The organism is Amycolatopsis sp. NPDC043889 (genome assembly GCF_056435645.1).
In genome coordinates this window covers 45,693-70,470 of record NZ_JBWKEC010000027.1, presented here as the reverse complement: position 1 = coordinate 70,470, position 24,778 = coordinate 45,693, and the positions used below count along the sequence as shown (strand labels likewise).

Below are 24,778 nucleotides of genomic sequence, written 5' to 3'. Positions count from 1 at the left end.
GGGGGAGAACCCAGCCATGCAACGACGTTTGACCAACCTGCGCGCCCGCCTCCCACACGTGCTCCTGCTGGCCATGGTCGGCCTTCTGACCAGCGCCGGAGTCGCGAGCGCCGCCACGGCGCCGCCCGAACCCGCCTGCCAGAAGGGCGAGTTCTGCGTCTGGGGCGAAGAATCGTACGGCGGCGCGGTGCACAAATTCGACCTGCGCACCTCCAATCCCGACGAATGCATTCCCTTACCCGAAGGCTTCGACGGGCATTCGTTCGTCAACCGGCTGAGCAGGGACGTGACGATTTACCAAAGCGAGGAGTGCACGACCGAAGGAGATTTCATCACCTATCCGGGTGGCGGCACCTACGTGCCCCAGGGTCCGTTCGTGATTCGCGCCCTCAAGATCTGGGACTGACCACCCCGGCGGTTCGCGCCGGTCGCTCGCGGAAGAGTCGACTCGCGACCTGCGCGAACCCAGGGGCCGCTCCCCCGAAGCGGCCCCGGCCCGTGAGCGCGTCACCCCGCGTCGTGACGCGCTCACGGGCGTTCCAAAAAAAGGGTGGGCTCGACCTGAAACGATCTGGCGGTGTCGAACGATCGACAGGTAGGCGACGGCTAAGCTGCCGATGCTGGGCGACACCCAACGTCGCCGACGTCGGCCCTCGTAGCTCAGCTGGATAGAGCAAGAGCCTTCTAATCTCTAGGTCGCAGGTTCAAGTCCTGCCGGGGGCACGTCGCGGCTGGTCACAAGCACTTTGTGACCAGCCAACTCAAACGCAGAAGGGGCTGGGTCAGCACAAACCCAGCACTTTCGATCCGCGTCACGCTCGCGCGGGCGGCGCCGCTGGGGCCTCTCCGGATGCCCCAGCGGTGGCGGTCCGTGACGCCTTACCCTTGTTGTTGGTCACTGTCACACCGGCAAGGCTTCGTGAAGTGGTCCACCCACCTCGCCGTGCGCTATAGGTTGTGCCCATGTACGTGCCGACGCCGACCCAGCGCGACTCGCAGCCGACCGCCGCGCCTCCCTGGTGGCTCGTCATCGGACCCGGGGTCGCCGCGCTCATCGGCCTGTTCCTGCTCACCGTGATCTACCGGTTCGACGGCGAGTCGGCCCTGCAGATCGATCTGGCCATGTCCAGCCAGTCGCTGCTGCTGAACGGTCTCGTGGCGTACGTCGTCGCGGCCGCGATCGCCTTCCCCGCGGGCCTGCTGCTCGGCGCGCGCTTTCCGACGTCGGTGACCGTGCCTGCGATCGTCTTGATGCTCCTCGGCGTGCTGCTGGTCGCCTTCGGGCCCAGCAGCGGCCTGCTCCTGGTCGGGCGGGTGCTCAACGGACTCGGCGCGGGCGCCGTCCTCGGTGTGACCGTCGCGCTGATCCGGCGTCTCAGAACCGGTCGCGGCGTCGCGGCCGGCGTGACGGCGGGCCTCGGTGTCCTCGCCTTGGTGGCCGCACCGGTTCTCGGCGGGCTGCTCTCGGACGCCACCGGCTTCCGCGTGGTGTTCGTGGTGGCGGCGCTGTTCGTGTTCGTCGCGCTCGTCGTCGCCGGGGTCATCGGCATCGTCGCGCTGGCCAGGCCGAAACACCCCTGACCTTCAGTCGCCGAGCCCCCGCAACGCCACGAGCACTTCGTCCGGCACGTCGAGCCGGGCTTCCACCTCTGACACCTTCGCGGCCACGCGCCGGTGCGTCGCCCGGCCGCGGGCGCTGAGGTGGACGAGGACGCGGCGTCTGTCGGCGGCGTCGACCTCGCGGTAGGCCTGCGCGGTGGTCACGAGTTTGTCGACCACCCTGGTCAACGTCGGGGCGGTGGCGAGCGTCCGGTCGGCGAGGTCGGCCATGGCGAGGCCGCCCTTGCCGCTCAGCGTGTCCAGCACCAGCCATTGGTCCAGGGTGAGACCTTCCTTGGCGAGCACCTGCTCCACCCTGGCGGCGACGGCGCGGGCGGCGCGGGTGAGCGAGCCGGTGAGCGACGTTCCGGCGGTCGTGACGCCGCGTGTCCCCATATCCCGCCCCCTTGCCAAAACCGGACACCCTCGCAATACTTCCAGGTGAAAGCACTTTGACCTTACCGGGCCACCGCACGGAGCGCCATGCCCCCACGCCTCGCCACCCGGCCCCGCGACGACACCTGGCGTGTGGCCATGGTGATCCCGTTGCAGGGACCGGCCGGGCTGTTCGGCCCGTCGTGCGAGGCGATCACGGAGCTGGCCGTCCACGAACTCAACGAATCCGGCGGCATCCTCGGCAGGCGGGTCGAGGCCGAGGTGGTCGACGGCGGTGGCACTCCCGCGCGAGTAGCCGACGAAGTGCGGCGCCTGGTCGCCGGTGGGCGGGTCGACGCGGTGAGCGGCTGGCATATCTCGTCGATCCGGCACGCGCTCGCGCCGGTGGTGGCCGACAGGGTGCCGTATGTCTACACCTCGCTCTACGAAGGCGGCGAGCGCCGCTCGGGCATCTTCTGCACGGGCGAGACGCCGCGCTGCCAGATCGAGCCGGCACTGCGCTGGCTGCGCGATCACCTCGGCGCCCGGCGCTGGTTCGTCGTCGGCGACGACTACGTGTGGCCGCACCGATCGACCCGCGCGATCCACCAATACGCCAAGGATCTCGATCTGCGCATCACCGGAGAGGCCTTCGTCGGGCTCGGCGCGGGCGATATGTCCACAGTGGTCCGCGAGGTCGAACAGTCCACAAGCGACGGTGTGCTCATGTTGCTGGTCGGACAGGACGCGGTGCGCTTCAACCGGGCTTTCGCCGCGCACGGGCTCAGCGACCGGCTGCTCCGCTTCAGCCCGCTGATGGAGGAGAACATGCTTCTCGCCAGTGGCGCGAACGCCACCGGCAACCTCTACGTCTCCGCCGCCTACTTCCGCTCGATGGTCACCGCCGACGCGATGGACCTCCTCGGCCGCTACGTGGGCCGCAACGGCCCCGGCGCGCCGGCCTTGAACAACGCCGCCGAATCCTGTTACGAGGGGCTGCATACACTGGCCCAACTCGTCGGCAGGGCGGGGACGTCGGAGCTTCCGGCGCTCAACGCGGCGATCGACGGCGTCGCTTATCACGGACCGCGCGGCACGATCGAGTTCCGCGGGCAGCAGGCCGATCAGCACGTCCATCTCGCGGTCGCCGACGGCTACGACTTCGAAGTCCTCACCCGGCTCTGAAATCCACCCTCTTGACTCGCTCCGGCACACCACTTACTTTCATTTGAAACTATTCCATATGACGCACGTTATGCGGAGGTGAGCATGGGCAACGTGGGCCTGCTCTACGTCGGCGCCGCCTTGATGATCAACGGCCTGATGTTGCTCGGACGGGTACCATCGCGTTCGGCGGCGGTGCTGAACCTGTTCGTCGGCGCCCTGCAGTGCGTCACCCCGACCGTGCTGATCGTCCAGGCGAACGGGAATCCGGACGCGATCCTCGCCGCGTCCGGCCTGTACCTGTTCGGTTTCACCTACCTTTACGTCGGCATCGCGAACCTCGCGGGCCTGGCACCCGAAGGTATCGGCTGGTTCTCGCTCTTCGTGGCGGGCGCCGCCGTGGTGTACGCGGGAATCGCCTTTTGGCACGACAACGACCCGGTGTTCGGCGTCATCTGGTTGTCCTGGGCGTTGCTGTGGGCCCTGTTCTTCGTGGTGCTCGGCCTCGGGAAAGAACAGCTGACCCGGTTCACCGGCTGGACCGTCCTGCTGCTCAGCCAGCCGACCTGCACGGTGCCCGCCTTCCTCGGCCTGACCGGCGCTTACCGCAGCGACGGCGGCACCGCGCTGCTGGCGGCGGCGATCGCGGTGGCGCTGGTCGCGGCCGCCGGTTCCCTCGACGTCCTGAAAAACCGTTCGGAGAAAAGGAGTCTTCATGCGACACGGTGACATTTCCGCCAGCCCGGACACGGTCGGTGTCGCGGTGGTCAACTACAAGATGCCGCGGCTGCACACCAAGGCCGAAGTCCTCGACAACGCCCGCAAGATCGCCGAAATGGTGGTGGGCATGAAGTCCGGGCTTCCCGGCATGGATCTCGTGGTGTTCCCCGAGTACTCGACGCAGGGCATCATGTACGACCCGAAGGAAATGTACGAGACCGCGGCGACGATCCCCGGCGAGGAGACCGAGATCTTCGCGGCCGCGTGCCGGGAAGCCCAGACCTGGGGCGTCTTCTCCATCACCGGCGAGCGGCACGAGGACCACCCGGACAAGCCGCCGTACAACACGCTCGTGCTCATCAACGACCGCGGCGAGATCGTCCAGAAGTACCGCAAGATCCTGCCGTGGTGCCCGATCGAAGGCTGGTACCCGGGCGAAGACACCTACGTCAGCGACGGCCCGAAGGGCATGAAGATCTCGCTGATCATCTGCGACGACGGGAACTACCCGGAGATCTGGCGCGACTGCGCGATGAAGGGCGCCGAACTGATCGTGCGCTGCCAGGGCTACATGTACCCGGCCAAGGAGCAGCAGGTCCTGATGGCCAAGGCGATGGCGTGGGCCAACAACTGTTACGTCGCCGTGGCGAACGCCGCCGGTTTCGACGGCGTGTACTCGTACTTCGGCCATTCCGCGATCATCGGCTTCGACGGCCGCACCCTCGGCGAGACCGGCGAAGAGGAATACGGGATCCAGTACGCGCAACTGTCGGTCTCGGCGATCCGCGACGCGCGCACCTACGACCAGTCGCAGAACCACATCTTCAAGCTGCTGCACCGCGGCTACACCGGGGTGCAGGACGCGGACGAAGGCGACAAGGGCGTGACCGAGTGCCCGTTCGACTTCTACAAGCTCTGGGTCACCGACGCCAAGAAAGCGCAGGAGAAGGTCGAGTCGATCACCCGCGACACCATCACTCCTCGGCACCCATGATGAGGACGGTGAGCCGGACACCCCTCGACGTGTGGGCGAAACTCAGCGCGAGCGGGACGAGCACGAGCGCGAAGTAGGTCCACAAAGGCCAGTGGTACAGGTGGTTCAGGTGCCACGTTTCCTTGAGGGCGATGAAGAAGGCGCCCGCGGTCACGATGAACCAGCCGCGGGCCTTGTTGGCGAAGGTGGCCATGGTGCGCCGCTGCTCGGCCGTGAACGAGTTCATGACCTCGCGGTGCACCTTGCGCCGCCGTCGCCGTTCCTTCGATGGCCACCGGCGGCAGCAGCCACCACCAGCGGGAAGCAGGCTCCCCGAAATCGGGCCGGGGCACCTCGACCGACCGCAGGTCGCGAAAGCGCTCGCTCTCCTCACGGAGTTCGAGCGCGCCCTGGTACATGGGTCCGGCGACGAGGAGCCAGCCGCCGAGAAAGGCGGACCAGGCGATGAAGTAGTCGATGCGGATCACCCTTCCCCGGACCACCGCCGTCCGTGATCCGCGATGATCGGCCTATCCGCCCTTAGACTCGGCGTCATGGACAGGATCGACAGCGGCAGCCGGAGGATCGCCGCCCCGCCCGAGACCGTCTACCAGGCACTCCTGGACCGCGAGTCGCTCGAAGCCTGGCTGCCGCCCGAGGGGATGCGCGGCCGGATCGAGCACTGGGATCCGCGTCCCGGCGGCGGTTTCCGCATGGTCCTCACCTACCTCGACGCGTCCGCCGCGCCCGGCAAATCGTCGGACGCGACGGACGTGGTCGAAATCGGGTTCGCCGAGCTGGTGCCCGCGGAACGCGTGGTGCAAAAGGCCGTCTTCGAATCCGAAGACCCGGCGTTCGCGGGCACCATGACGATGACCTGGAGCCTGGCCGCCGCGGATCACGCCACCGAGGTGACCGTCACCGCGACGGACGTGCCGTCCGGCATCGGCCAGGCCGATCACGAGGCCGGTATCGCCTCTTCACTGGCCAACCTGGCCTCCTTCGCCGAAACGCGCTGACGGCCGGACGCGATCACGATCGCGGCGAGGACGGCCATGACCAGCGGCACGACCAGCGCAGCCCGGAAACCGCCGAGCGCGGCCTCTCGCGAACCGTCACCGAGCGCGGCGACGTTGACGGCGGTCACCGCGGACAGCCCGAGCGCCGCGCCGAACTGGAACGCCGTGTACAGCAACCCACCCGCGAGTCCCTGTTCGTCCTCGGCGATCCCGTCGGTGGCGACGATCGTCAGCGGACCGTAGGCGAGCGCGAACCCGAGGCCCAGGATGATCATCGACGGGAACATCGCCGCATATGTCCAGTCCAGGCCCAGCGGCAGGAAGAGCGCGTACGCCACGGCGGCGAGCACGAGTCCGCCGAAGATCAGCCGGGTGTTGCCGAACCTCGCCACCAGCCGCGGGGTCAGCGTCGGCGCGAGGATCGCGTCGATCCCGACGGCCAGCAGCGCCAGGCTCGTCTCCAGCGTCGACCAGCCCCGCAGTTCCTGCAGATACAGCGTGACGAGGAACTGGAACCCGAAGAACGATCCCGCGAACAGCAGGGCGCCGGCGTTCGCCCGCACCAGCGTCCCCGACTTCAGGATGCCCAACCGCACCAGTGGCGCGGGCGAGCGGCGTTCGACGGCCACGAAGGCCGCCAGCGCCGCCACTCCCCCGGCGAACGACGCGAGGGTCCAGCCCCAGCCCTGTCCGGGGTGTTCCAGGCGGACCACCGCGTAGGCGATCAGCAGCATCGCCACGGTCACGGTGAGCGCTCCGGGGAAGTCCAGGCGACGCGGCACGCGTTCCTCGCCCGCCGGTTCCTTGATGAGCCACAGCGCGGCGAGCAGGATGACGGCGGACAGGATCACCGGCGTGAAGAACACCCATCGCCAGTCGATCCTGGTCAGCAGGCCGCCGATGACCAGGCCGAGCGAGAAACCGCCCGCTCCGGTGCCGGCGTAGAACAGCAGCGCCTTGTTGCGTTTCGGGCCTTCTTCGAAGCTCGTGGTGATGATGGACAGCCCGGCCGGGGTCATGAAGGCCGCGGCGACGCCGGTGACGAACCGGGCGAGCAGCAGCATCCAGCCTTCGGTGGCGAACCCGCCCAGCCCGGAGAAGACGAGGAACACCACCAGCCAGGCGAGGAACATGCGACGGCGGCCGTACATGTCGGCGGCGCGTCCGCCCAGCAGCATGAACCCGCCGTAGCCGAGCACGTAGGCGCTCACGACGCCGCTCAGCGTCGCCGTCGACAGCCCAAGTTCGGCCCGGATGGACGGCAGCGCCACGTTCAGCATCGCGACGTCGATGCCCTCCAGGAAGATGGCGCCGCACAGCACCAGGAGCACGCCCCAGGCCCGCCCGCCCATCCGGTCGGCGCGCGGCGGCGTTCGTGTGTTGCTCAAGATCGACTCTCCCTCAGTGAACGGGAACCGACGGTTACTCATCAGCCGGTCGGTTCCCTCTTGTAACCAAAGGGATCGTCCGTCACTATCGATGACCATGGAAGAAGGCACTTTGAACTCACCCAGTCGTTGCGAACTCACCGAGGAGGACTACGAGGCCTTCCAGTGGGACACGCGCGAGGACTGCGAGGTCCGCCAGATCCTCGACCGGGTGGCGGACAAGTGGTCGCTACTGGTGATCGCGCTGCTCGACCGGAACACGCTGCGGTTCACCGAGCTCAAGTACAAGATCGACGGCATCAGCCAGCGCATGCTCACCACCACGCTGCGGCATCTGGAACGCGACGGGCTGGTGAACCGGACCGTCTATCCGGTGGTGCCGCCCCGGGTCGAGTACGCGCTGACGCCGCTGGGCATGACACTCCACCAGACCATCCAGTCGCTGGTCACCTGGACCGAGGACCACCAGAGCGAAATCGCCCTCGCGCGCGCCCAGTACGACAAACGCGTCACCGCCTAGGGAGTCGCATGGCCAGGCTGTCCGGAGGGGATCCGTCACTGCTGCGGCGGCTCAACGCCATCGCCGTCCTGCGGGCGCTGTACGCGGCCGAGGACCTCACCCTCGCGGAACTGGTCAAGGCGAGCGAGGTCTCCCGGCCGACCGTCGAGGAGATCGCCGCGGACCTCGGCGAACAGGGCCTGGTCGAGGAGGTCCCGCTCTCCCCCGGCGCGCCGCGGCCGCGGGGCAGACCCGCCAAGCGGTACCGGTTCCGCCAGGAGTCCGGGCACGTCGCCGGCCTCGAAATCGGCCCGCATCAGGCGTCGTGCCTGGTCGCCGACCTGCGGGGCGAGGTCGTCGGCCGGGCGAAGGCCGGGCTCACCCCGGAAATGGCCGCCGCGGACCGGCTCGGCACCGCGCACCGGGTGCTCGGCACGGCCGTCGAAGGCCACGTCAACGTGCGGGTGCTCGGCATCGGCACCACCGGCGTGGTGTCCGGCGGCAAGGTCGTCCGCGACGACCGCCTTCCCGGCTGGACCGGCGTCGACCTTCCCACGGAGTTCGGCGGCGGCTGCCCGGTGCTGGCCGGGAACGACACCAAGCTCGCGGCACTGGCCGAACACTGGCGCGGGGCCGCGCACGGCGTCGACGACGTCGTCTACGTGCGGGCCGGGCGCACCGTCTCGCTGGGCCTGCTGCTCGGCGGGAAGCTGCACGCCGGCCACCACGGCGCGGCCGGCGAGATCGGCGCCCTGCGACAGGCCGGCGGATTCGTCGAGCTGGTCGCCGCCACGGTCCTCGCCGTAGACCCCGAGCTGGTGGTGATCGGCGGCTCGGACGACCTGTTGACGGCGAGGCTTCGCACCGAACTGGCCCGGCTGGCGCTGTTCCCGGTGCGCGTCGAAACGTCGGCGCTCGGCGAAGACGCGGTCGCGCTCGGCGCGGTCCGGCTGGCGCTGAGCCGGGTGGAGCGTGAACTGTTCAGCGTCGCGGACGTCGCCTGAGCAGGCTGATCACCACGATCAGCACGGCCACCGCACCACTGGTGAACAGCTGCGTCCGCGCGTCGGCGTCCGTCCACATGAGAACGAGGACACCCGCCATCGCGAGCAGCGCGACCCAGCTGAGCCACGGGAAACCCCACATCCGCACCGGCAGGCCGGCGGCCGTGCCGTCGCGTTCCGCCGCCTTCCGCAACCGCAACTGGGAGACGGCGACGAAGATCCAGACCAGCAGGATATTCGCCCCGATGGCGTTGAGCAGGAACGGAAGCACGTGTTCGGGAGCGAGGAAGTTCAGCAATACGGCCACGAAACCGAAGGCCACCGACGCGAGCACCGCCGTCCGCGGGACGCCCGCGCCGGACAGTTTCAGCATCGCGCGCGGCGCTTCACCGCGTTCGGCCAAGGAGAACACCATCCGCGAGGCACCGTAGAGGTTCGCGTTGAGCGCCGAGAGCAACGAGGTCAGCACGACGAAACTCATCAGCAGCGCCGCCGACGGCACCCCGATCTTCTCCAGAATGGTGACGAAGGGGCTGGTGTTGGCCGAAGCGGACTCCCACGGCAGCAACAACACCATCAGCGCCACGGAACCGACGTAGAACAGCAGCAGCCGCACGATGACCGTGCGCGTGGTGCGGCGGATCGAATCCGCCGGGTCCTCGGACTCCGCCGCGGCGATGGTGACCAGTTCCATGCCGCCGAAGGAGAACGCGACCGCGAGCAGGCCGGTCAGCACGCCTTGGAGACCGTTGGGCAGGAAACCACCGTGCCCGGTGAGGTTGTCCAGGCCGACCGGCGTCGTGCCCGGCAGGATCCCGAACACCGCGAGCGTGCCGAGGACGAGGAAGCCGACCACGGCGGTCACCTTGATCGCGCCGAACCAGAACTCGAACTCCCCGAACGAGCGCACCGCGAACAGGTTCACCACGGTCAGCACGGCCATGAACAGCAGCACCCAGGTCCACTGTGGAATCCGCGGCAGCAGGCCGTTCGCGATCCCCGCCGCCGCGGTGGCCTCGGCCGCGACCACGACCACCAGCAGCGACCAGTACAGCCAGCCGACGGTGAACCCGGCCCAGCGGCCGAGCGCCTTCTCCGCGTACACCGAGAACGAGCCGCTGCTCGGCTCGGCGGCCGCCATCTCGCCCAGCATGCGCATCACGAGCACCATGAGCAAGCCCGCGACCACATAGGACAGCAGGATGCCGGGGCCCGCGGTCTTGATCCCCGCGCCGGTGCCGACGAACAGCCCGGCGCCGATCGCCCCGCTGATGGCCAGCATGGTGACGTGCCGCCGTCGGAATCCGGTGCCGAGCGATCGGGTCTCGATCGCGGTCACGGGCTCGGCGGGACCTGGTGCGGGCATGGCGGATCCATTCGTCTGCGGCGGTACTGGAGAAGCTCAACCGCGGGACAACTCTTCCAGCCGTTCGTGCAGCCGGTCGACGTGGTCCTCGCTTTCGGGCTTCATCAGCACGCTACGCAGGATCCTCGCGCCGTCCGCATCCGCGTCGACCCCGGTGTGACGCAGACCGAACCGCGCCTCGCTCACCCGCAGTGTGCTGAGGAACACCGGCTCCCTCGCCGCGGCCATGCCGGTGCGCAGGATCCGCGCGCTCTCCTGGTCGATCTTCGACAGCGAAAGCGGCTCCGTGCGGGGGAAGTAGGTGACGATGTCGAGTTCCGGTGGCTGGTACAGGTCGAACCGCTCGGAGTCCTCCAGCAGCTTCGCCCACCGCAACGCCGCGCGGCGCCCGGCCGCGAGCACCCGGCCCAGTCCGTCGGGAGTGGGCGGCAGGACCCGGAAGGTGAGCCACAACGCGGCGGCGGCCGCGCCCGCCCGGGAGCATTCGAGGCTGATCTCGCCGAGATGCAGCCCTTCCGAGGTGAAGTAGGTGTACGGCGAATCGTGCAGGTAGAACCGGCCCGCCCCGGGGTCCTTGAACAGCACCGCGCCGCACCCATAGGGCTGGAGGCCGTGCTTGTGCGGGTCGATGACGATCGAGTCGGCCTCGGCGATGGCGAGCCACGGGGCTTCGGGCAGCCCTTCCGGACCGTCCAAACCGGACAGAAGCCGGAAGAACCCACCGTAGGCGGCGTCGACGTGCACCCGGACGCCGTAGCGTTCGCGCAGCGCCAGCGCCTCGTGGATCGGCTCCACCGTGCCGAGCGCGGTCGTCCCGGCGGTGAGCACGACGGTGCCGATCTTCCCGGTGCGCAGCAGATCTTCGAGCGCGTCGAGGTCCATCGCGCCGCGCGCGTCGACAGGCACCGTGTGCCCCTCGACGCCGAGGACGCCGCACATCCGGCCGTGCGTGTAGTGCGCCTCGGCGCTGTACGCGATCCCCTTGCCCGGATGCGTTTCCCGCGCGACGAACAGCGCTTCGAGGTTCGCCACCGTGCCACTGGTGGTCAGATGCCCCAGATGCTCGGTGTAGCCGAACATCGTGGCCAGCTCCCGGACGACCTCGCGTTCCATCTCGGCGGTCGCCGGGCCGCCGTCGAGGGCGTGGTTGTTGGGGTTGACCAGCATCGCGGCCAGGTAGCCGACCACCGCGGCCGGATGCGGCGGTTTGAGCATCTGGCCCGCGTAGGACGGGTGGAAGAACGGGTAGTTGTCCTTCAACCGCTCGGTGAGCTCTTCGAACGCGGCCTCGAACCGCCCGTCGGAGATCTCCAGCGACGGATGCGGCCGGAAGGAGCCGAACGTCTCCGCCCACGCCTCGTTCGACGTCAACGCCTGACCGAGCCAGTACCGGAAGTCCATCAAGCGCGCCCTTCGCTTCGTTCGGCTCCAAAAAACGTAGGAGTCGGCGGAGGCCTCGCGCAACCGTCTTCGGTAGGGGTCAGCTCTTCCGGGTACGCCGTTCCTCGCCCTTCTCCTCCAGTTGCCTGACGATCTCCCGCAGCGAACCGGCCAGCGCGGTGCAGTCCGCGGGGCTGAGCCGTTCGGTGACGAACGCTTCCTCCTGGTTGAACTCCGGGAAGAGCTCCCGCATCAGCCGCTCCCCTTCCGGGGTCAGCGCGAGCAGCACCAAACGTCCGTCGACGGGATGTTTCCGCCGGGTGACCAGTCCGTGCGCCTCCAGGGTTTTCATGACCCCGGTGAGCGTCCCCTTGGTGATGCCGGATTCCGCGGCGACGTGCCTGGTCTCCTTCTCACCGAAGATCCACACCACCCACAGCACCACGAACGCGGTCCAGGTGAGACCGGCGGTGCGCAGAACCGAGTTCTCGAAATGCAGCCGGACGGCCGTCGCGGCGCGGTGGAGATTGGCCACCGCCTCCATCCGCTCCCACAGCAGCGGAATCCCGCCCAGTTTGGCCCGCACGGCGTTCTCGGTCTCGGCCAGTGTGTGATACCCGGTCAACAGCCACATCCTCACCGGCCCCGGAGGTACCAGCCCGATGGGCACGCACCCCCGCGCACCCGCTCCGCAGATCGTATGCGGAACGGGCGTGAGTCCACAGTGGTCTTTCCGGGCCTAGGCGGCGGACGCCAGCGGCTCAAGGAGATCTTGTCCTGTTTCGGACAATTCCGCGGGTACCCGGCTGCCGGGAACGCCACCGGCGGGCAGCCGGATCAGCCCGGCGTGGGCGAGGTGGTGGGCCGTGCTCTGGTCGCTGCACGGCAGGCCGTCGACATAGAGGTCCGGCTCCAGACTGATGGTGATTTCAGCCCGGCCCTGAGCCACGGCTCGCAGCATGGCCAGGGCCCGGCATGAGAGGTCTTCGGGGTCTTTCGCTGTCTCGTTCATTCGGGGTCACTCCTCTGAAATGGGAGTTTCCCGTCGGCCACGGTTCAAACATGACACCGGTCACCGTTGGGGGACGGCCGCCCGATGCTCGGCGATGTCGCCGAACAGGTCACCCATCTCCTCCACGCGCTCAAGCACCTGCTCGGCGGTGAACAGCAGGTCCTCGGCCTTGCGGCAGGCTTCGACCTCCTCCCAGGTCACCGGCGTGGAGACGGTCGGGATGGCACGGCCCCGCAGCGAGTACGGCGCGATGGTGGTCTTGGCGGTGTTGTTCTGGCTCCAGTCGATGAACACGCGACCGGGGCGGATGGCCTTCGTCATCCTGGCGACCACGGTTTCCGGTGAGCGGCGCTCCAGTTCCTCCGCGACGGCCTTGGCGTACTCGGAGGTGCGTTCGTCGGACCGCGTGCGCACCGGGCAGTACAGCTGCATTCCCTTGTTGCCGCTCGTCTTCGCGTACACCGTGAGACCGTCTCCGATGAGCAGGTCGCTGAGGGTCTCGGCCACCCGGCAGCAGTCGACGACGTCCGCGGGCTGCCCGGGATCGAGGTCGAACACCAGCAGATCAGGCGATTTCCGCGCGCCGCGGGGGCCGACCATCCACTGTGGAATGTGCAGTTCCAACGCGGCGAGATTGGCCGCCCACATCAGGGTCGGCAGGTCGCCGACGACCGGGTAGTCGAGCGTCTCGTCCCCGCCCCGGCGGCCGCGGTTGGTGAGCCGCGCCGTGCGCACCCAGCCGGGGGCGTGCCGGGAAACGTTCTTCTCGTAGAACGGTTCGCCGTCGACACCGTCGGGGAACCGGCGGAACGTGGCTGCGCGGTCGCGCAGATGGGGGAGCATGACGGGGGCTATCCGGCGGTAGTAGTCGAGGACCTCGCGTTTCGTGAAACCGTGCGCGGGGTAGAGCACCTTGTCCAGATTGGACAGGCCCAGCCGCCGCCCCTCGACCTCGACCGTTATCCGCTCCTCAGGCACCCTTCGACGATAGATCACCGGCGGGGTTTCCGGGGTACCGTGAGGCATGAGCACCGTGCCGGACGCGATCGCCCCGATGCTGGCGACCGACGGTGACCTGCCCACCGGCGGATGGGGCTACGAATACAAATGGGACGGCTACCGCTGCTGCCTGCGTGTCGCGCGGGACGGCGAGACGCGCCTGACCAGCCGCCGCGGCCTCGACGTCACGGCGACGTACCCGGATGTGACCGCTGAGGCGCTCAGCGGCCGCGAGGCCGTCCTCGACGGCGAGATCGTCGTCCTCGACGACCAGGGACGGCCCAGCTTCCCGCTGCTGCAAACGCGGCATCTGCGCACTCCGGACGAGTCGCTGCTGGAACGCAGCCCCGTGCACTTCTTCGCCTTCGACGTGCTGTTCCTCGACGGAGACGTCCTGCTCGACGAGCCGTACGAAGCCCGGCGCGAGATGCTGACGTCCCTGGGCGCAGGCGGCCGCATCGCCGTCCCGCCGGGGTACACCGACGGCGACATCTCCCCCGATCAGTTGCTCGAAGTCGTCCGGCAACACGGACTCGAAGGGCTGATCGCGAAGAAGCTCGACAGCCGGTACTACCCCGGCAAGCGGACCCGGCAGTGGATCAAACGGGCGCTGTGGCACACCCAAGAGGTCGTGATCGGCGGCTGGCGCCCCGGCGACGGACGGCGCTCGGGAACACTCGGCGCGCTGCTGCTGGGCGCGCACGACGACTCCGGCGGCCTTCGGTACATCGGCGACGTCGGGACCGGATTCAGCGACAAGGTCCTCGAAGACCTGCACGCCCGGCTCACCCCGCTGGAACGGAAGAAGCCACCGTTCGCTTCGGAGGTCCCCCGCGACCGGGCACGGCGGGTGCACTGGGTGGAGCCCGAACTCGTCGGTGAGGTAGTGCACCGGAACTGGACCCCGGACGGCCGTCTGCGGCACACGACCTGGCGAGGACTGCGGGCGGACAAGACGCCCGAGGACGTCAAGCTTCCCTCCGCTGGATGAAGCGCAGCATGGTGCCGGAGGGATCGAGGAAGGCACAGTCGCGGACTCCGCCGGGGCGGTCGATCGGTTCCTGCATCACTTCCGCGCCCGCGGCCTCGATGCGCTCGAAAGTGCCGTCGCAGTCGTCGGTCGCGAAGACGAGACGGCTCAGCAAGGCTTTGGACATCAGGTCTTCGATCGCGGACCGGTCCGCCGGTGAGACACCACGGTCGGCGCCGGGTGGTTCGAGGATGATCCGCACGTCCGGCTGCGAAGGCGGACCGACACTCACCGGCCCGTCGTTCCACACGGTGAAGCCGAGCACGTCACGGTAGAAGCCGAGCGCGCTGCCGAGATCGTGGACGACGAGTGTGCAGGAGGAGAACCGGAGGTCCATGCCGTCAGACTTCGCTGACTTTGGCGCTGAGAAAGGCGATGTCGAGGCCTCGGAGGCGCTCAGGGTCGGTGTCGATGTCGATCCGGGTGATCTTCCCGTTGCCGAAGCCGAACGTGAAGACGGCCTTCGCCTCGCCGCGATGTGACCAAACGGCCGACGGAACGCCGTCGACCAGGGCGAGCCGGGCCGCCTCGGCGCGTCCGGAGAAGAAGGCCGCCACCGCCTGGCCGCCGCGGACCTCGCCGACCACGGCGTCCGGGTCGAGCAGTTCGAGCAGGGCTTCGAAATCCCCGTTCCGGGCGGCGGCCAGGAATGCGGCGATGACCTCCCGCTTCGGGGATCGCGCGGCGTCGGTCTCGTCGGAGGCGGTCTGCACCCGGCGCCGCGCCCGGCTCGCGAGCTGCCGGGACGCGGCCGGGGAACGGCCCAGGACGGTGCCGATCTCGCCGAACGACACGGCGAACACGTCGTGCAGGACGAACGCGAGCCGCTCGGCGGGGGTCAGCTTGTCCAGCACCACCATCAGCGCGACACCGACCGAGTCGGCCAGCAACGCCTCGTCCTCCGGGTCTTCCTGGCCGGTGTCCGGCACAGCGGGCTCGGGCGGCAGCGCCCCGGCGGACTCCTCCCGCCTGGCGCGGCGGGATTCCAGCATGTTCAGACACACCCTGGCGACGACCGTGGTCAGCCAGCCCGCCGGATTCTCGATCTCGTCGGTGTCCGCGCGGCTGACCCGCAGCCACGCCTCCTGCACCGCGTCCTCGGCCTCCCCGGGTGAGCCGAGGATCCGGTAGGCCACCGCCCGCAAGCGGCTTTGGTGCTCGGCGAACCGCTCGCTCACCCAATCGTGCTCGGCCATCTGTCACATTCCTCCGTCCGGGTCTGTCACATCGAATGACCGGTGAACCCGTCTCGATGTGACATCGCCGGTCCGACCCCCTTTCGAGTCCACAGGAGAACATCATGAAAGCGCACGTCAGCTCGATCCTCCTCGGTGTCCAGGACCTGGCCAGGTCCAAGGCGTTCTACACGGAGGGACTCGGCTGGAAGATCAAGGACGACTACGGCGTCTCGGTGTTCTTCGAACCGGACGGCGGCTCGCGGGTCGGCTTCTACGGCCGCGAAGGACTGGCCGGTCAGGTGGGCACGAGCCCCGAAGGCAGCGGGTTCAGCGGGCTGGTCCTCACCTACGTCGTCCGCAGCGAAACCCGCGTCGACGAGGTCGTCGCGGAGGCGGAGAAGGCCGGCGCCACGATCCTGAAACCCGCGGGCGCCCTGCCGTGGGGCGGGTACGGCGGCACCTTCGCGGACCTGGACGGCTATATCTGGAGCATCGGCTACAGCGCGAAGGGCACGGATCAGCCGTACGCGGAGTGAACACCGCGTGAGCCTGGCCCCTCGTCCCGCGCGAGGGGCCAGGCTCACAGCGGCCGGATGGCGCCTGCCTGCTCGAGTCTGTCGCGGCGATCGAGGATCGCCTTGGTGACGGCCTCCGGGGTCAGCGCGCCCGGACCGTACTCGTGCGCGAGATCGATACCCAGTTGCACGGACGCCTGGTCGGCGGGATCGGTGGGATGGCCGTCCTTCCAATCGGCGGCGTTGGCGCCGGCGTGCAGGGTCCATTCGTCGATTCCGCCGACGGTGCCGACGTATCCGTAGTGAATGTTGGACCAGACGTCGTACCGGATCTGTCCCTGCAGCCCCGGCAGCGGGGTGAACGTGTTGTCCCCCGTGGTCATGTCCAGGATCCTGCCCTTGTGGTCCCACTGGGCGCCGGTGTTCACGAGGTCGTACCACTCCTTGAGTGCCTCGACCTTGTCACCGATCGAGGTGAAGGGATTCACCTTGTCCTGCAGGAGATCCCGGATGTTCCGGATATCCGTCGACTGCCCGTTGCGCACCATCTCGTCGGTGATGAACGCGAGAATGGCGTCGTATTCGGCGACCGGGTTCTCCGAAGGGTTCTGAGTGGTGACGCCCGAATCGAGACCGGTGACCGACGCGACGCCCACGGTGAGCAGGTCCCGGACCGCGTTGGCCACGACGAGGACGAAATCGCGCCGTTCCCCTTCGTCCCGCATGTTCGCGTAGGGCTGCTCCCGGTCGTCAACCGTCGCGCGGATGGCCTGCTTCACTTGCGCGACCAGCGACGCGAAACGGCTGACGTGGTCGAACAGCTGCTGACAGCTCGTCCTGACGTTGGTGGTCGTGCGTATCGTGCCCTCGACGCGCTGTGCGAACATCTCGCCGGCCATGTCCCGCCACGCGTCCCGAATGTCGTTCGGCTCGACCTGTACCGGCGTGAACGCCAGTGAGGCGTCACGCCAGGCGACCGCGAGCGCCTGGACCTTGTCCTCGTCGGTGTCGGGCCAGGCCATCGCGGGCTCCCGGCTCCCCCGGACCGCTTCGATCTCGGCTCTGACGGCCGCCCACAATCCGTGGGCGTTGTTCGGCGGCGGCACGACCATCCGGCCCTAATTCCCGAACCCGGAGGCGGCGTCCCGATCCGCCTGGGCGTAGGTCGCAGCGGAGATCTTCGCCCCGTAGCCGTCGGACTGCCACAGCGCCGGGAGCGGATCGGCGTGACTCAGCACCGAGATCTCCGACGGCCGGTATTCGTCGAGGAAAGCCGTGCCGAGCGGGTCGACGCCGATCCCGGCCCGCTCGGTTTCGACGGTCCGCCGGAACTTGCCCCACTCGCGTTCCATGTCGTCGCCGATCGCGACGAGTTGTGCCCCGATCCGGTTCACCGTGGTGATATCCATGTCGACGGACATCGGCCCTCCCTTCCCTTCGGGTGATTCTCCGGCCGCTCGACGAGGACCGGGCCGTCGTGACCGGTACCGGCCAGACCGTGTCCCCGGCGTGTCAGCGCCGTGGCGGTCCGGTGTCAGGCCGGTCGGTGATCGTTGCTTTCACCAAGAGAGATCACCACCACCGAGGAGTTCGAGATGTCTGTTTTCCCCACGCCGGAGCCGATCACCGCCACGCTGACCATCGCCGGTGCCCGGGTGCGCGTCGCCGCGAGCGAGCGCCCGGACACGGTGGTGCTGGTCGAGCCGATCGACGCCGCGAGCAAGTCGGACGTGAAGGTCGCCGCGAACACCAAGGTCGGCTTCGACGACGGGAAGCTGTCGATCGAGACGAAGAAGGCGGGCGGCAAGGAAGGCTCGGTCGCGATCACCGTCGAGGTGCCCACCGGTTCGCGGCTGGTGCTGAACACGGCTTGGTCGGACGTCAGCGCCGAAGGGCAGTTCGGCGACTGCTCGCTGGAAATGTCGTCGGGCCGGGTCCACATCGACCACGTCACGGCGGTGCGCGGCGACCTCGCGGCCGGCGAGGTCACGATCGGGCACGTCGCCGGGACCGCGGACGTCGAAGGCGGCTCGGCCGGGGTGCGGATCGGCGAGGCAGGCGGCGTCGTCAAGTACTCGGGTGCGACCGGCAAGGTCTGGATCGGGCACGCCCGGTCCGACGTCGACCTCTCCGGTTCGAGCGGGAGTTTCGACATCGACCGCGCCGACGGCGACGTCGTCGCACAGGCCGCCAGCTGCCCCATCCGCGTCGGACGGCTGTCGCGCGGTTCCGCCGAGCTGGCGAACGCGTCCGGCGGTATCGAGGTCGGCGTCGACGGGGACACCGCGTCGGTGGATGCCAAGAGCACCAAGGGTTCCGTGCGCAACTCCGTCGCCGAGGGCGGCGGCGTCAAGGTCCACGCGCGCACGCGACTCGACGACATCGTCATCCACCGCGCCGCGTGAGCCCGGTCCGAGGTGGTCGCAATTAGTCGGCTGATTGCGACCACCTTCCGCTTTGCGTTCGTTTAATGCACTTCTTCGCGTCTTCGCGCTTCTTCGCGACTTAAGCGTGCTTCGCTGCTTTAAGGTTGCTTCGCAGCTGTCGTCACCGGTCCATTCGGAACACTTTTCTCCGCTGGGCCGTTTGATCTAGCGCAGGTGTTCGATTCGGAGTAATGTCGGTGTCGTGGCCAGCAACGATGCACCTCCAGGGACGTCCACCGAGTGGTGGCGCGTCGACACCGCGACGCTGCATGCCCGCAAACAAGAACTGGAAGTTCTGAAGCGTCGGGCGGATGCGGAGCAGAACGCTATTTTGGCGGAAATCAATTCCCGTGGGGTGCGTGGGTGCAGTGGTCATTCGACGTTGGCGGCGTTGATTTTCGAGGACTTCCTGGTGACGGACAAGGAAGCCAGCGCCCGGGCCGACCGGGTCCTGGCGCTGCATCCCGGCCCGGCCATCGGCGGTGAGGCTGAGCCTCCGCTGGCGCCGTTGACCGCCCAGGCCGCCGCTGAGGGTGCGATCGGCGGTAGCCAGATCGACGCGATCATCCGGACCCTGGCCCGGATTCCGTCCAGCGTGCTGGAGGAGGATGTGCGGGCCGGAGAGGCGATCTTGGTGGAGTTGGCGCGGCGGGCGGGGCCGCGGCAGATCGCCCGCGCCGGACGGCGCCTGCTGGACAAACTGGATCCGGACGGGAAAGAGCCTCGCAGCGAGGACCCGAAGGACGCCCGGCCGGAGTTGCGGTTCGTCAAGCACCGCGACGGCACCCTCGGCTTGAAAGGAATCCTCGACCTGGAAACCTATGCGCGGTTGAAGTCCGATCTGGATCCGATGGCCAAGCCTCATAAGGCGATCGACGGGGTGCGGGATTCCCGCAGCCAGGACGAACGCTACGGAGATGCTTTCACCGACTATGTGCGGTTGAAGACCACCAGCCGCAACCTCCCCGGCCAAGCGGGCGAGACCACGCACATCCTCATCACCATGTCCTACGAGGACCTGATCAACGATCTCGGTGAGGCGCATTTGGATTTGGTCGGCCCGATCAGCGCCACCGACGCGAGGATCCTCGCGTGTGATGCGCGGGTGCGACCGGGTGTTCTCGGCACCGCCGGAGAACCCCTGGACATCGGCCGATCGAAACGCACCGTATCCCTCGCCCAGAAGTACGCGTTGACCCTCCGCGATGGTGGCTGCGCCTTCCCGGGCTGCGATATGCCGGTGCCGCGCTGTACTGCCCATCACATCGTCTTCTGGCGACACCACGGCGAAACGAAAATCGACAACCTCGTGCTCCTGTGCACCAAACACCACCGATTGATCCACCACAGCGAGTGGAAAGTCCAGATCGCCCAAGACGGCCTACCGGAGTTCACCCCACCCACCTACCTCGACCCCACCGGGACCCCGAGACGCAACATCATGCACCTCAGGACATAGGCCGACCCCAGCGAGAAACCGTCTAAGCTCGACGACAACTCACCTTGGAGTCGCGTGATGAAGCTGGCTTGGGATGGCTGCCTCAACGGCCGCGACGTAGGCGGACTGCCCTCGGCCGATGGCCGGCGGATCCGGTTCGGCGCGTTTTTCCGATCGGACAGCCACGACCGGTTGACGACCGACGGAATCGCCGCGGTCCGCGGCGCGGGAATCGGTCGCATACTGGACCTCCGGTGGGCACGGGAGACCGTGTCGGGCCCCAGCCCGTTCGCCGGCGATCCCGTGTACCGCAACACTCCCCTGATCGCCGAATTGGTCGAACAAGGCACCACCATGCCGGACGCCTACCGGACCATGCTCAACGAGAACCGGCGCCGGATCACCGGCGTCTTCGTTCAGCTGGGTGACGCACCGCCCGGCCCGCTCGCGGTGCATTGCAGCGCGGGTCGCGACCGGACGGGTGTGCTCGTGGCACTCGCGTTGAGCGTCGCAGACGTTCCACCCGCTTCGATCGCCGAGGATTACGCACGCACGGATGGTTGCAGCGGTGACACGATCCTCCGGATGCTGGCTCATCTGAACGACCGTCACGGAGGCGTGCACGCGTACTTGCTGAAGGGCGGAGCGACCCATGTCCAGCTCGCGCAGGTGCGGAACCGCCTGCTTTCCTCTTGAGAGGTAAGGCGAACGCGTCCCAGTACCCTCAGACCGCGAACCGCTCCAGCGCCGCCAGCTTCCACGCTCGTTTCACGTCGCTCGAGTGATGTCCCGAGTCGTCGTCGATCAGCAACTCCGCTCCTGGCCAGGCGCGGGCGAGTTCCCAGGCCGTGTCCACCGGGCAGCTCAGGTCCCGGCGGCCGTGGATCAGCACGCCGGGAATGTCCCGCAACAGACCGGCGTCGCGGATCAGCGCGCCGGGCTCCAGCCAGCCCGCGTGGGAGTAGTAGTGCGTGACGAGGCGCGCGAACGCGAGTTCCCACTCGCCGATCGGGCCATTGTGGACGGTCGCGCCGGGTTCCAGTGACAGCACGGTGTCCTCCCAGACGCACCAGGAGCGGGCGGCCTCGGTCCGCACCCGGGCGTCGGGATCTTCCATGAGCCGGGCATAGGCGGCGACCAGATCGCCGGTGAGATCACCGCGGAAGCGGGCCCATTCTTCGGGGAAGAACCGGCCGACGCCGTGATACAGCCAGTCGATCTCGGACGGCCGTGTCGTGCTGATCGAGCTGACGACGATCTCGGTGACCCGCTCCGGGAACCGTTCGGCGTAGGCGAGCGCGAGCGTCGTGCCCCACGAACCTCCGGTGACGAGCCAGCGTTCGATACCCAGATGCTTCCGCAGCCGTTCCATGTCGGCGACGAGATGATCCGTCGTGTTGTGCCGCAGGTCGGTCGCCAGGTCGCTCGCGTGCGGGGTGCTGCGGCCGCAACCGCGTTGATCGAACAGCACCGCGCGGTAGCGGGCCGGGTCGAACATCCGCCGCATGCTCGGCGTACAGCCCTGCCCAGGGCCGCCGTGCAGCATCACCGCCGGCTTCCCGGCCGGATTCCCGCAGGTCTCCCAATAGACGAGGTTGCCGTCACCTACATCGAGCAGTCCTTTGTCATACGGCTCGGCTGGGGGATACAGATCGATCATGAACCAAGGCTAGACCGTCAGTGAGACCCCGAAACACTTTCGCCGCAACGAAGTTCAGCACACCGGCCCTTTCCTCGCCGCGCCAGAGGAGGCAGATTCAGTGACACCGGCGAAACCACGGAACGGGGGACCATGTTCACCCTTGGTATGGAAGAAGAGTTCGTCCTGCTCGACCCGGTGGACGGCTCGGTCGCGTTGCGAGCCCCCGAACTACTCGCCGGCCTCGTCCCCGGGCCGGATGTCACCGGTGAGCTGATGCGGTTCCAGATCGAGACCGCGACCGGCGTCTGCCGCGGCCTGGACGAGGTGCGCTCGGAACTGACGCGGCTGCGGCAGATCGTCGCGACGGCGGCGCGGGCCGACGGTTGCCTGATGGTGGCGACGGGCATCCCGCCCTGCGGCCTGCGGGGAGACACGCTCACGCCCGAGCCCCGGTACCTGCGGATGGCACAGGCGTTCCCGGACCTGATCCGCGAGGCGGGGACCTGCGCCTGCCATGTGCACGTCGGTCTGCCGTCGCGGAATCTCGGCGCACGGGTTCTCGCCGGGCTGCGGCCGTGGCTCGCGCCGTTGCTGGCGCTCAGTGTCAACTCCCCGGTCGAAAACGGCATCGACTCCGGATGGTCGAGCAGGCGCTTCCCGCTCTGGGACCGGTGGCCGACGGCGCGACCACCCGACGAATGGTCCGGCGCGGCCGCGTACGACCGGAGCATCGGGGAGGCCGTGCGCCACGGCGCCGCCCTCGACGCGGCGGGGGTGTACTTCTACGCCCGCCTTTCCCCTCGGTATCCCACGGTCGAGGTGCGGATCGCCGACGTCTGCCTGTCCGTCGACGACGCGGTGCTGCTCGCCGCGCTGGTGCGCGGGCTGGTCGCGACCTGCGCGGCGACGACGAGACCGCCTCGCGCCCGCGATGCCCGGATCGGCGCGGCCTTGACGGCGGCCGCGCGCCGGGGACTGGACGGGCCCGGCGTCGACGTCTTCACCGGCGGGGAGGCCGATCAGCGCGATCTGCTCGGCGAACTCGTCGAATTCGTCCGGCCGGCGCTCAGGGCGGCGGGTGACGAGGAGGACGTCGAACGTGGGTTGGAGGCGCTGTCCGACCACGGCACCGGCGCGGCCCGGCAACGCCGGCTGCTCGCGGAAGCGGCCTCCACCGGCGAGTTCGCCGCGGAGCTCGCGCACGCCACGATGACCGTCCCGGCCAGGTGAGACGCCTCCGCGTCACAGCCAGCCGGACTCCCTGGCGATCCGCACCGCGTCGACCCGGTTGCGGGCGCTGAGCTTCGAAACGATCGTCGTCAGGTAGTTCCGCACGGTACCGGCGGACAGGAACAGCTCGGCGGCGATCTCGGTCGGGTCGGAGCCGACCGACGCCAGCCGGAGCACCTCGATCTCGCGGGTGGTGAGCGGGCATTCCTCGCTGTCCCAGGCGGCGAGCGCCAGGTCGCCGTCGACGACGCGCCGCCCGGCGGCGACCCCGCGGACCGCGTTGGCGAGCCGGTCGGCGGGCGCGTCCTTGCGCAGGAAGCCGTTGACCTTCGCGGCCAGCGCCCGCCGCAGGGTGCCGGGGCTGCCGAGCGAGGTGAGGATCAGCGTGCGGACCCCGGGAAGCTGCTCATGCAGCTCGGCGGCCGCGGTGAGGCCGTCCTTGCCCGGCAGGTCGATGTCGATGAGCGCGACGTCGGGGCGCGTGGACTGGGCGAGCGGGAGGATCTCGTCGCCGCTCGCGCATTCGGCGACGACCTCGATGTCGGCTTCCAAGCCGAGCAGCGCGACCAGTGCCCCCCGGACAATGTGCATGTCCTCGGCCACCAGGACCTTGATCATCGACCCCATCTGCCTTTCCGCCCGCGTCGCTCCCCCGAGCCGACGATACTATCCTCACACACCGTTCCGCGAAATGGAAACCGGCCCTTGACCACCGAGGGGTGCGTGGTCAAGAGCCGGTTCTGTGTTGTCGCGGGAATACGTTCTTCGCACCACGCCAACACGGTCGGGGTGGTTCCGACGTGAATGCGCTACCAGGAATTCTGCGGCCGCTCGGCGCCGGGATCCAGTGCGCGCACCATTGCCGGACCGTGGTTTTCGCATGGTCGAGCCGCGCGCCGGGCGACCGTGAAATTTTCACGTCGCCGCGCACATGAATTCATATCTGGCGATGAATCAAGCACTTCAGGAGTAGCGGCGGCGAACAGTAGTGTCGGAAACCGCAAACATCCCAGAAATCCTCGAGCGAAAGGACGGCACAATGGATGAGACTGTCCGGCGAGCCGTGGAGCGAGCCATTGGGGCCATGCACGAGAAACTGGGCGAAGAGCTCACTATCGACGACATCGCCCGCGCCGCGACCTTCAGCAAATTCCATTTCAGCAGGGTGTTCCAGCAGGCCACCGGCGTCTCTCCCGGTCGGTTCCTGTCCGCGCTGCGGCTCGACGAGGCCAAACGCCTGCTGCTGACGACCTCGATCTCGGTCGCCGACATCAGCCACCGCGTCGGCTACAACGGTGTCGGCACCTTCAGCACGCGGTTCAGCAACCGCGTGGGCCTCTCTCCCTCCGCGTACCGCCGGCAGGGTGGTTTCCAGCACCGACTGGCGGGCGAGCCCCTGCCCGGCGCGAAGCCGGCGATCGTCCGCGGTTTCGTGTCCGCGCCGCCGGAGATCTCACCTGGTCTCGTGTTCGTCGGCCTCTTCCCGACCCGTATCCCCGAGGGCGCGCCCGTGCGGCACACGGTCATCGACGTCCCCGGCCCCTATCAGCTGACCGACGTCCCCGAAGGCACCTGGCACCTCGTCGTGCACTGCGTGACCGGGCCGCTCACGCGCCGCGGCACCGGGTTCACCGGGCACCACGGGCCGATCACCGTCGAACCGGGCGTCACCGCGCGGCTGGCGGACCTGCGGGTGCGCCCCAAGCGCCTGTTCGACCCGCCGGTCCTGCTCGCGCTCCCCGATCTGCGGCACCGGCCGCAGCCGGTCAGTCAGGCGGCCTGAGCCTCACCCGCGCGCCGCGAAAGGGTCGTTCAAGACGC

Annotated in this window: 29 protein-coding genes and 1 tRNA gene; 16 read left to right on the top strand and 14 right to left on the bottom strand. The window is 68.5% G+C overall.

Translation table 11 applies throughout. From position 1 onward, the window contains the following. Nucleotides 1-16: 16 nt before the first annotated feature. The 3 genes from AC0685_RS33785 (at nucleotide 17) to AC0685_RS33775 (ending at nucleotide 1,581) form a co-directional block, all read left to right on the top strand. The gene (locus AC0685_RS33785; RefSeq protein ID WP_340687611.1) at nucleotides 17-406 is read left to right on the top strand and encodes a peptidase inhibitor family I36 protein; all 390 of its coding nucleotides are present in this window, start codon (nucleotides 17-19) and stop codon (nucleotides 404-406) included. Between the two features lie 243 nt (nucleotides 407-649). Next, a tRNA-Arg gene (locus tag AC0685_RS33780) sits at nucleotides 650-723 on the top strand. A gap of 240 nt (nucleotides 724-963) precedes the next feature. Beyond that, on the top strand, nucleotides 964-1,581 hold the full coding sequence (locus AC0685_RS33775; RefSeq protein WP_478229210.1) for an MFS transporter: 618 nt from the start codon (nucleotides 964-966) through the stop codon (nucleotides 1,579-1,581). A 3-nt stretch (nucleotides 1,582-1,584) separates the two neighbouring features. Here AC0685_RS33775 and AC0685_RS33770 read toward each other — a convergent pair whose 3' ends face one another. Beyond that, entirely contained in the window at nucleotides 1,585-1,995 is a 411-nt protein-coding gene (locus AC0685_RS33770; protein WP_478229209.1) for a MarR family transcriptional regulator, read from the bottom strand. An 87-nt stretch (nucleotides 1,996-2,082) separates the two neighbouring features. Between AC0685_RS33770 and AC0685_RS33765 the strand changes: the two genes are divergently transcribed. From AC0685_RS33765 to AC0685_RS33755, 3 genes are all read left to right on the top strand, one after another. Further along, entirely contained in the window at nucleotides 2,083-3,159 is a 1,077-nt protein-coding gene (locus AC0685_RS33765; RefSeq protein WP_478229208.1) for a substrate-binding domain-containing protein, read from the top strand. An 84-nt stretch (nucleotides 3,160-3,243) separates the two neighbouring features. Further along, complete coding sequence (locus tag AC0685_RS33760; protein ID WP_478229207.1) at nucleotides 3,244-3,867, top strand: AmiS/UreI family transporter; 624 nt, start codon at nucleotides 3,244-3,246, stop codon at nucleotides 3,865-3,867. Next, entirely contained in the window at nucleotides 3,854-4,852 is a 999-nt protein-coding gene (locus tag AC0685_RS33755; protein ID WP_478229206.1) for an aliphatic amidase, read from the top strand. The genes AC0685_RS33760 and AC0685_RS33755 overlap by 14 nt, the downstream gene beginning before the upstream one ends. Here AC0685_RS33755 and AC0685_RS33750 read toward each other — a convergent pair. After that, nucleotides 4,833-5,078 carry a hypothetical protein gene (locus tag AC0685_RS33750; protein ID WP_478229205.1) on the bottom strand — a complete coding sequence of 82 codons (246 nt, stop codon included), beginning with the start codon at nucleotides 5,076-5,078 and terminating at the stop codon, nucleotides 4,833-4,835. The two genes, AC0685_RS33755 and AC0685_RS33750, sit on opposite strands and share 20 nt — an antisense overlap. A gap of 307 nt (nucleotides 5,079-5,385) precedes the next feature. Here AC0685_RS33750 and AC0685_RS33745 point away from each other — a divergent pair, with 307 nt between their 5' ends. Beyond that, nucleotides 5,386-5,850 (top strand): SRPBCC family protein, encoded by a 465-nt coding sequence (locus AC0685_RS33745; RefSeq protein ID WP_478229204.1) that lies wholly within the window; start codon nucleotides 5,386-5,388, stop codon nucleotides 5,848-5,850. Here AC0685_RS33745 and AC0685_RS33740 read toward each other — a convergent pair. Further along, nucleotides 5,790-7,238 (bottom strand): MFS transporter, encoded by a 1,449-nt coding sequence (locus tag AC0685_RS33740; protein ID WP_478229203.1) that lies wholly within the window; start codon nucleotides 7,236-7,238, stop codon nucleotides 5,790-5,792. The two genes, AC0685_RS33745 and AC0685_RS33740, sit on opposite strands and share 61 nt — an antisense overlap. Before the next feature lie 91 nt (nucleotides 7,239-7,329). Here AC0685_RS33740 and AC0685_RS33735 point away from each other — a divergent pair, with 91 nt between their 5' ends. Continuing rightward, complete coding sequence (locus AC0685_RS33735; protein ID WP_083649928.1) at nucleotides 7,330-7,758, top strand: winged helix-turn-helix transcriptional regulator; 429 nt, start codon at nucleotides 7,330-7,332, stop codon at nucleotides 7,756-7,758. An 8-nt stretch (nucleotides 7,759-7,766) separates the two neighbouring features. Next, the gene (locus AC0685_RS33730) at nucleotides 7,767-8,741 is read left to right on the top strand and encodes an ROK family transcriptional regulator (RefSeq protein ID WP_478229202.1); all 975 of its coding nucleotides are present in this window, start codon (nucleotides 7,767-7,769) and stop codon (nucleotides 8,739-8,741) included. Here the strand turns inward: AC0685_RS33730 and AC0685_RS33725 are convergent. From AC0685_RS33725 to ligD (AC0685_RS33705), 5 genes are all read right to left on the bottom strand, one after another. After that, on the bottom strand, nucleotides 8,719-10,107 hold the full coding sequence (locus AC0685_RS33725; protein WP_478229201.1) for an amino acid permease: 1,389 nt from the start codon (nucleotides 10,105-10,107) through the stop codon (nucleotides 8,719-8,721). The two genes, AC0685_RS33730 and AC0685_RS33725, sit on opposite strands and share 23 nt — an antisense overlap. A gap of 36 nt (nucleotides 10,108-10,143) precedes the next feature. Then, entirely contained in the window at nucleotides 10,144-11,508 is a 1,365-nt protein-coding gene (locus tag AC0685_RS33720) for a pyridoxal phosphate-dependent decarboxylase family protein (RefSeq protein WP_478229200.1), read from the bottom strand. Nucleotides 11,509-11,587: 79 nt separating this feature from the next. Beyond that, nucleotides 11,588-12,121: a MarR family winged helix-turn-helix transcriptional regulator gene (locus AC0685_RS33715; RefSeq protein ID WP_478229243.1), complete on the bottom strand. Its 534-nt coding sequence runs from the start codon at nucleotides 12,119-12,121 to the stop codon at nucleotides 11,588-11,590. A gap of 105 nt (nucleotides 12,122-12,226) precedes the next feature. After that, nucleotides 12,227-12,499 (bottom strand): hypothetical protein, encoded by a 273-nt coding sequence (locus AC0685_RS33710; protein ID WP_478229199.1) that lies wholly within the window; start codon nucleotides 12,497-12,499, stop codon nucleotides 12,227-12,229. Nucleotides 12,500-12,559: 60 nt separating this feature from the next. Further along, a complete protein-coding gene (ligD, locus tag AC0685_RS33705; protein ID WP_478229198.1) occupies nucleotides 12,560-13,477 on the bottom strand; it encodes a non-homologous end-joining DNA ligase in 918 nt (305 codons plus the stop codon). A 46-nt stretch (nucleotides 13,478-13,523) separates the two neighbouring features. Between ligD (AC0685_RS33705) and ligD (AC0685_RS33700) the strand changes: the two genes are divergently transcribed. Continuing rightward, complete coding sequence (ligD, locus tag AC0685_RS33700) at nucleotides 13,524-14,489, top strand: non-homologous end-joining DNA ligase (RefSeq protein WP_478229197.1); 966 nt, start codon at nucleotides 13,524-13,526, stop codon at nucleotides 14,487-14,489. Here the strand turns inward: ligD (AC0685_RS33700) and AC0685_RS33695 are convergent. Both AC0685_RS33695 and AC0685_RS33690 read right to left on the bottom strand, forming a co-directional pair. Next, entirely contained in the window at nucleotides 14,467-14,865 is a 399-nt protein-coding gene (locus AC0685_RS33695; protein ID WP_478229196.1) for a VOC family protein, read from the bottom strand. The genes ligD (AC0685_RS33700) and AC0685_RS33695 overlap by 23 nt on opposite strands. 4 nt (nucleotides 14,866-14,869) lie before the next feature. Then, complete coding sequence (locus tag AC0685_RS33690; protein ID WP_478229195.1) at nucleotides 14,870-15,724, bottom strand: sigma-70 family RNA polymerase sigma factor; 855 nt, start codon at nucleotides 15,722-15,724, stop codon at nucleotides 14,870-14,872. A gap of 104 nt (nucleotides 15,725-15,828) precedes the next feature. Between AC0685_RS33690 and AC0685_RS33685 the strand changes: the two genes are divergently transcribed. Then, nucleotides 15,829-16,242: a VOC family protein gene (locus AC0685_RS33685; protein ID WP_340687592.1), complete on the top strand. Its 414-nt coding sequence runs from the start codon at nucleotides 15,829-15,831 to the stop codon at nucleotides 16,240-16,242. A 44-nt stretch (nucleotides 16,243-16,286) separates the two neighbouring features. Here AC0685_RS33685 and AC0685_RS33680 read toward each other — a convergent pair whose 3' ends face one another. Further along, nucleotides 16,287-17,333, bottom strand: coding sequence for a WXG100-like domain-containing protein (locus tag AC0685_RS33680; protein ID WP_478229194.1), 1,047 nt, complete (start codon nucleotides 17,331-17,333; stop codon nucleotides 16,287-16,289). A gap of 6 nt (nucleotides 17,334-17,339) precedes the next feature. Continuing rightward, entirely contained in the window at nucleotides 17,340-17,642 is a 303-nt protein-coding gene (locus tag AC0685_RS33675; protein WP_478229193.1) for a hypothetical protein, read from the bottom strand. A 174-nt stretch (nucleotides 17,643-17,816) separates the two neighbouring features. Here AC0685_RS33675 and AC0685_RS33670 point away from each other — a divergent pair, with 174 nt between their 5' ends. The 3 genes from AC0685_RS33670 (at nucleotide 17,817) to AC0685_RS33660 (ending at nucleotide 20,781) form a co-directional block, all read left to right on the top strand. Continuing rightward, on the top strand, nucleotides 17,817-18,626 hold the full coding sequence (locus AC0685_RS33670) for a DUF4097 family beta strand repeat-containing protein (protein WP_478229192.1): 810 nt from the start codon (nucleotides 17,817-17,819) through the stop codon (nucleotides 18,624-18,626). 223 nt (nucleotides 18,627-18,849) lie between these two features. Then, a complete protein-coding gene (locus tag AC0685_RS33665) occupies nucleotides 18,850-20,106 on the top strand; it encodes an HNH endonuclease signature motif containing protein (protein ID WP_478229191.1) in 1,257 nt (418 codons plus the stop codon). A 57-nt stretch (nucleotides 20,107-20,163) separates the two neighbouring features. After that, complete coding sequence (locus AC0685_RS33660; RefSeq protein WP_478229190.1) at nucleotides 20,164-20,781, top strand: tyrosine-protein phosphatase; 618 nt, start codon at nucleotides 20,164-20,166, stop codon at nucleotides 20,779-20,781. Nucleotides 20,782-20,809: 28 nt separating this feature from the next. On the opposite strand, the gene pip is transcribed toward AC0685_RS33660, so the two are convergent. Beyond that, complete coding sequence (pip, locus tag AC0685_RS33655) at nucleotides 20,810-21,745, bottom strand: prolyl aminopeptidase (protein ID WP_478229189.1); 936 nt, start codon at nucleotides 21,743-21,745, stop codon at nucleotides 20,810-20,812. Between the two features lie 132 nt (nucleotides 21,746-21,877). Here pip and AC0685_RS33650 point away from each other — a divergent pair, with 132 nt between their 5' ends. Beyond that, nucleotides 21,878-22,957, top strand: a complete 1,080-nt coding sequence (locus AC0685_RS33650) for a carboxylate-amine ligase (RefSeq protein WP_478229188.1) — start codon at nucleotides 21,878-21,880, stop codon at nucleotides 22,955-22,957. A 12-nt stretch (nucleotides 22,958-22,969) separates the two neighbouring features. On the opposite strand, the gene AC0685_RS33645 is transcribed toward AC0685_RS33650, so the two are convergent. Continuing rightward, entirely contained in the window at nucleotides 22,970-23,575 is a 606-nt protein-coding gene (locus AC0685_RS33645; protein WP_478229242.1) for a response regulator transcription factor, read from the bottom strand. Nucleotides 23,576-24,041: 466 nt separating this feature from the next. Here AC0685_RS33645 and AC0685_RS33640 point away from each other — a divergent pair, with 466 nt between their 5' ends. Further along, nucleotides 24,042-24,740, top strand: a complete 699-nt coding sequence (locus AC0685_RS33640; protein ID WP_478229241.1) for an AraC family transcriptional regulator — start codon at nucleotides 24,042-24,044, stop codon at nucleotides 24,738-24,740. The last annotated feature ends 38 nt before the right edge of the window (nucleotides 24,741-24,778 follow it).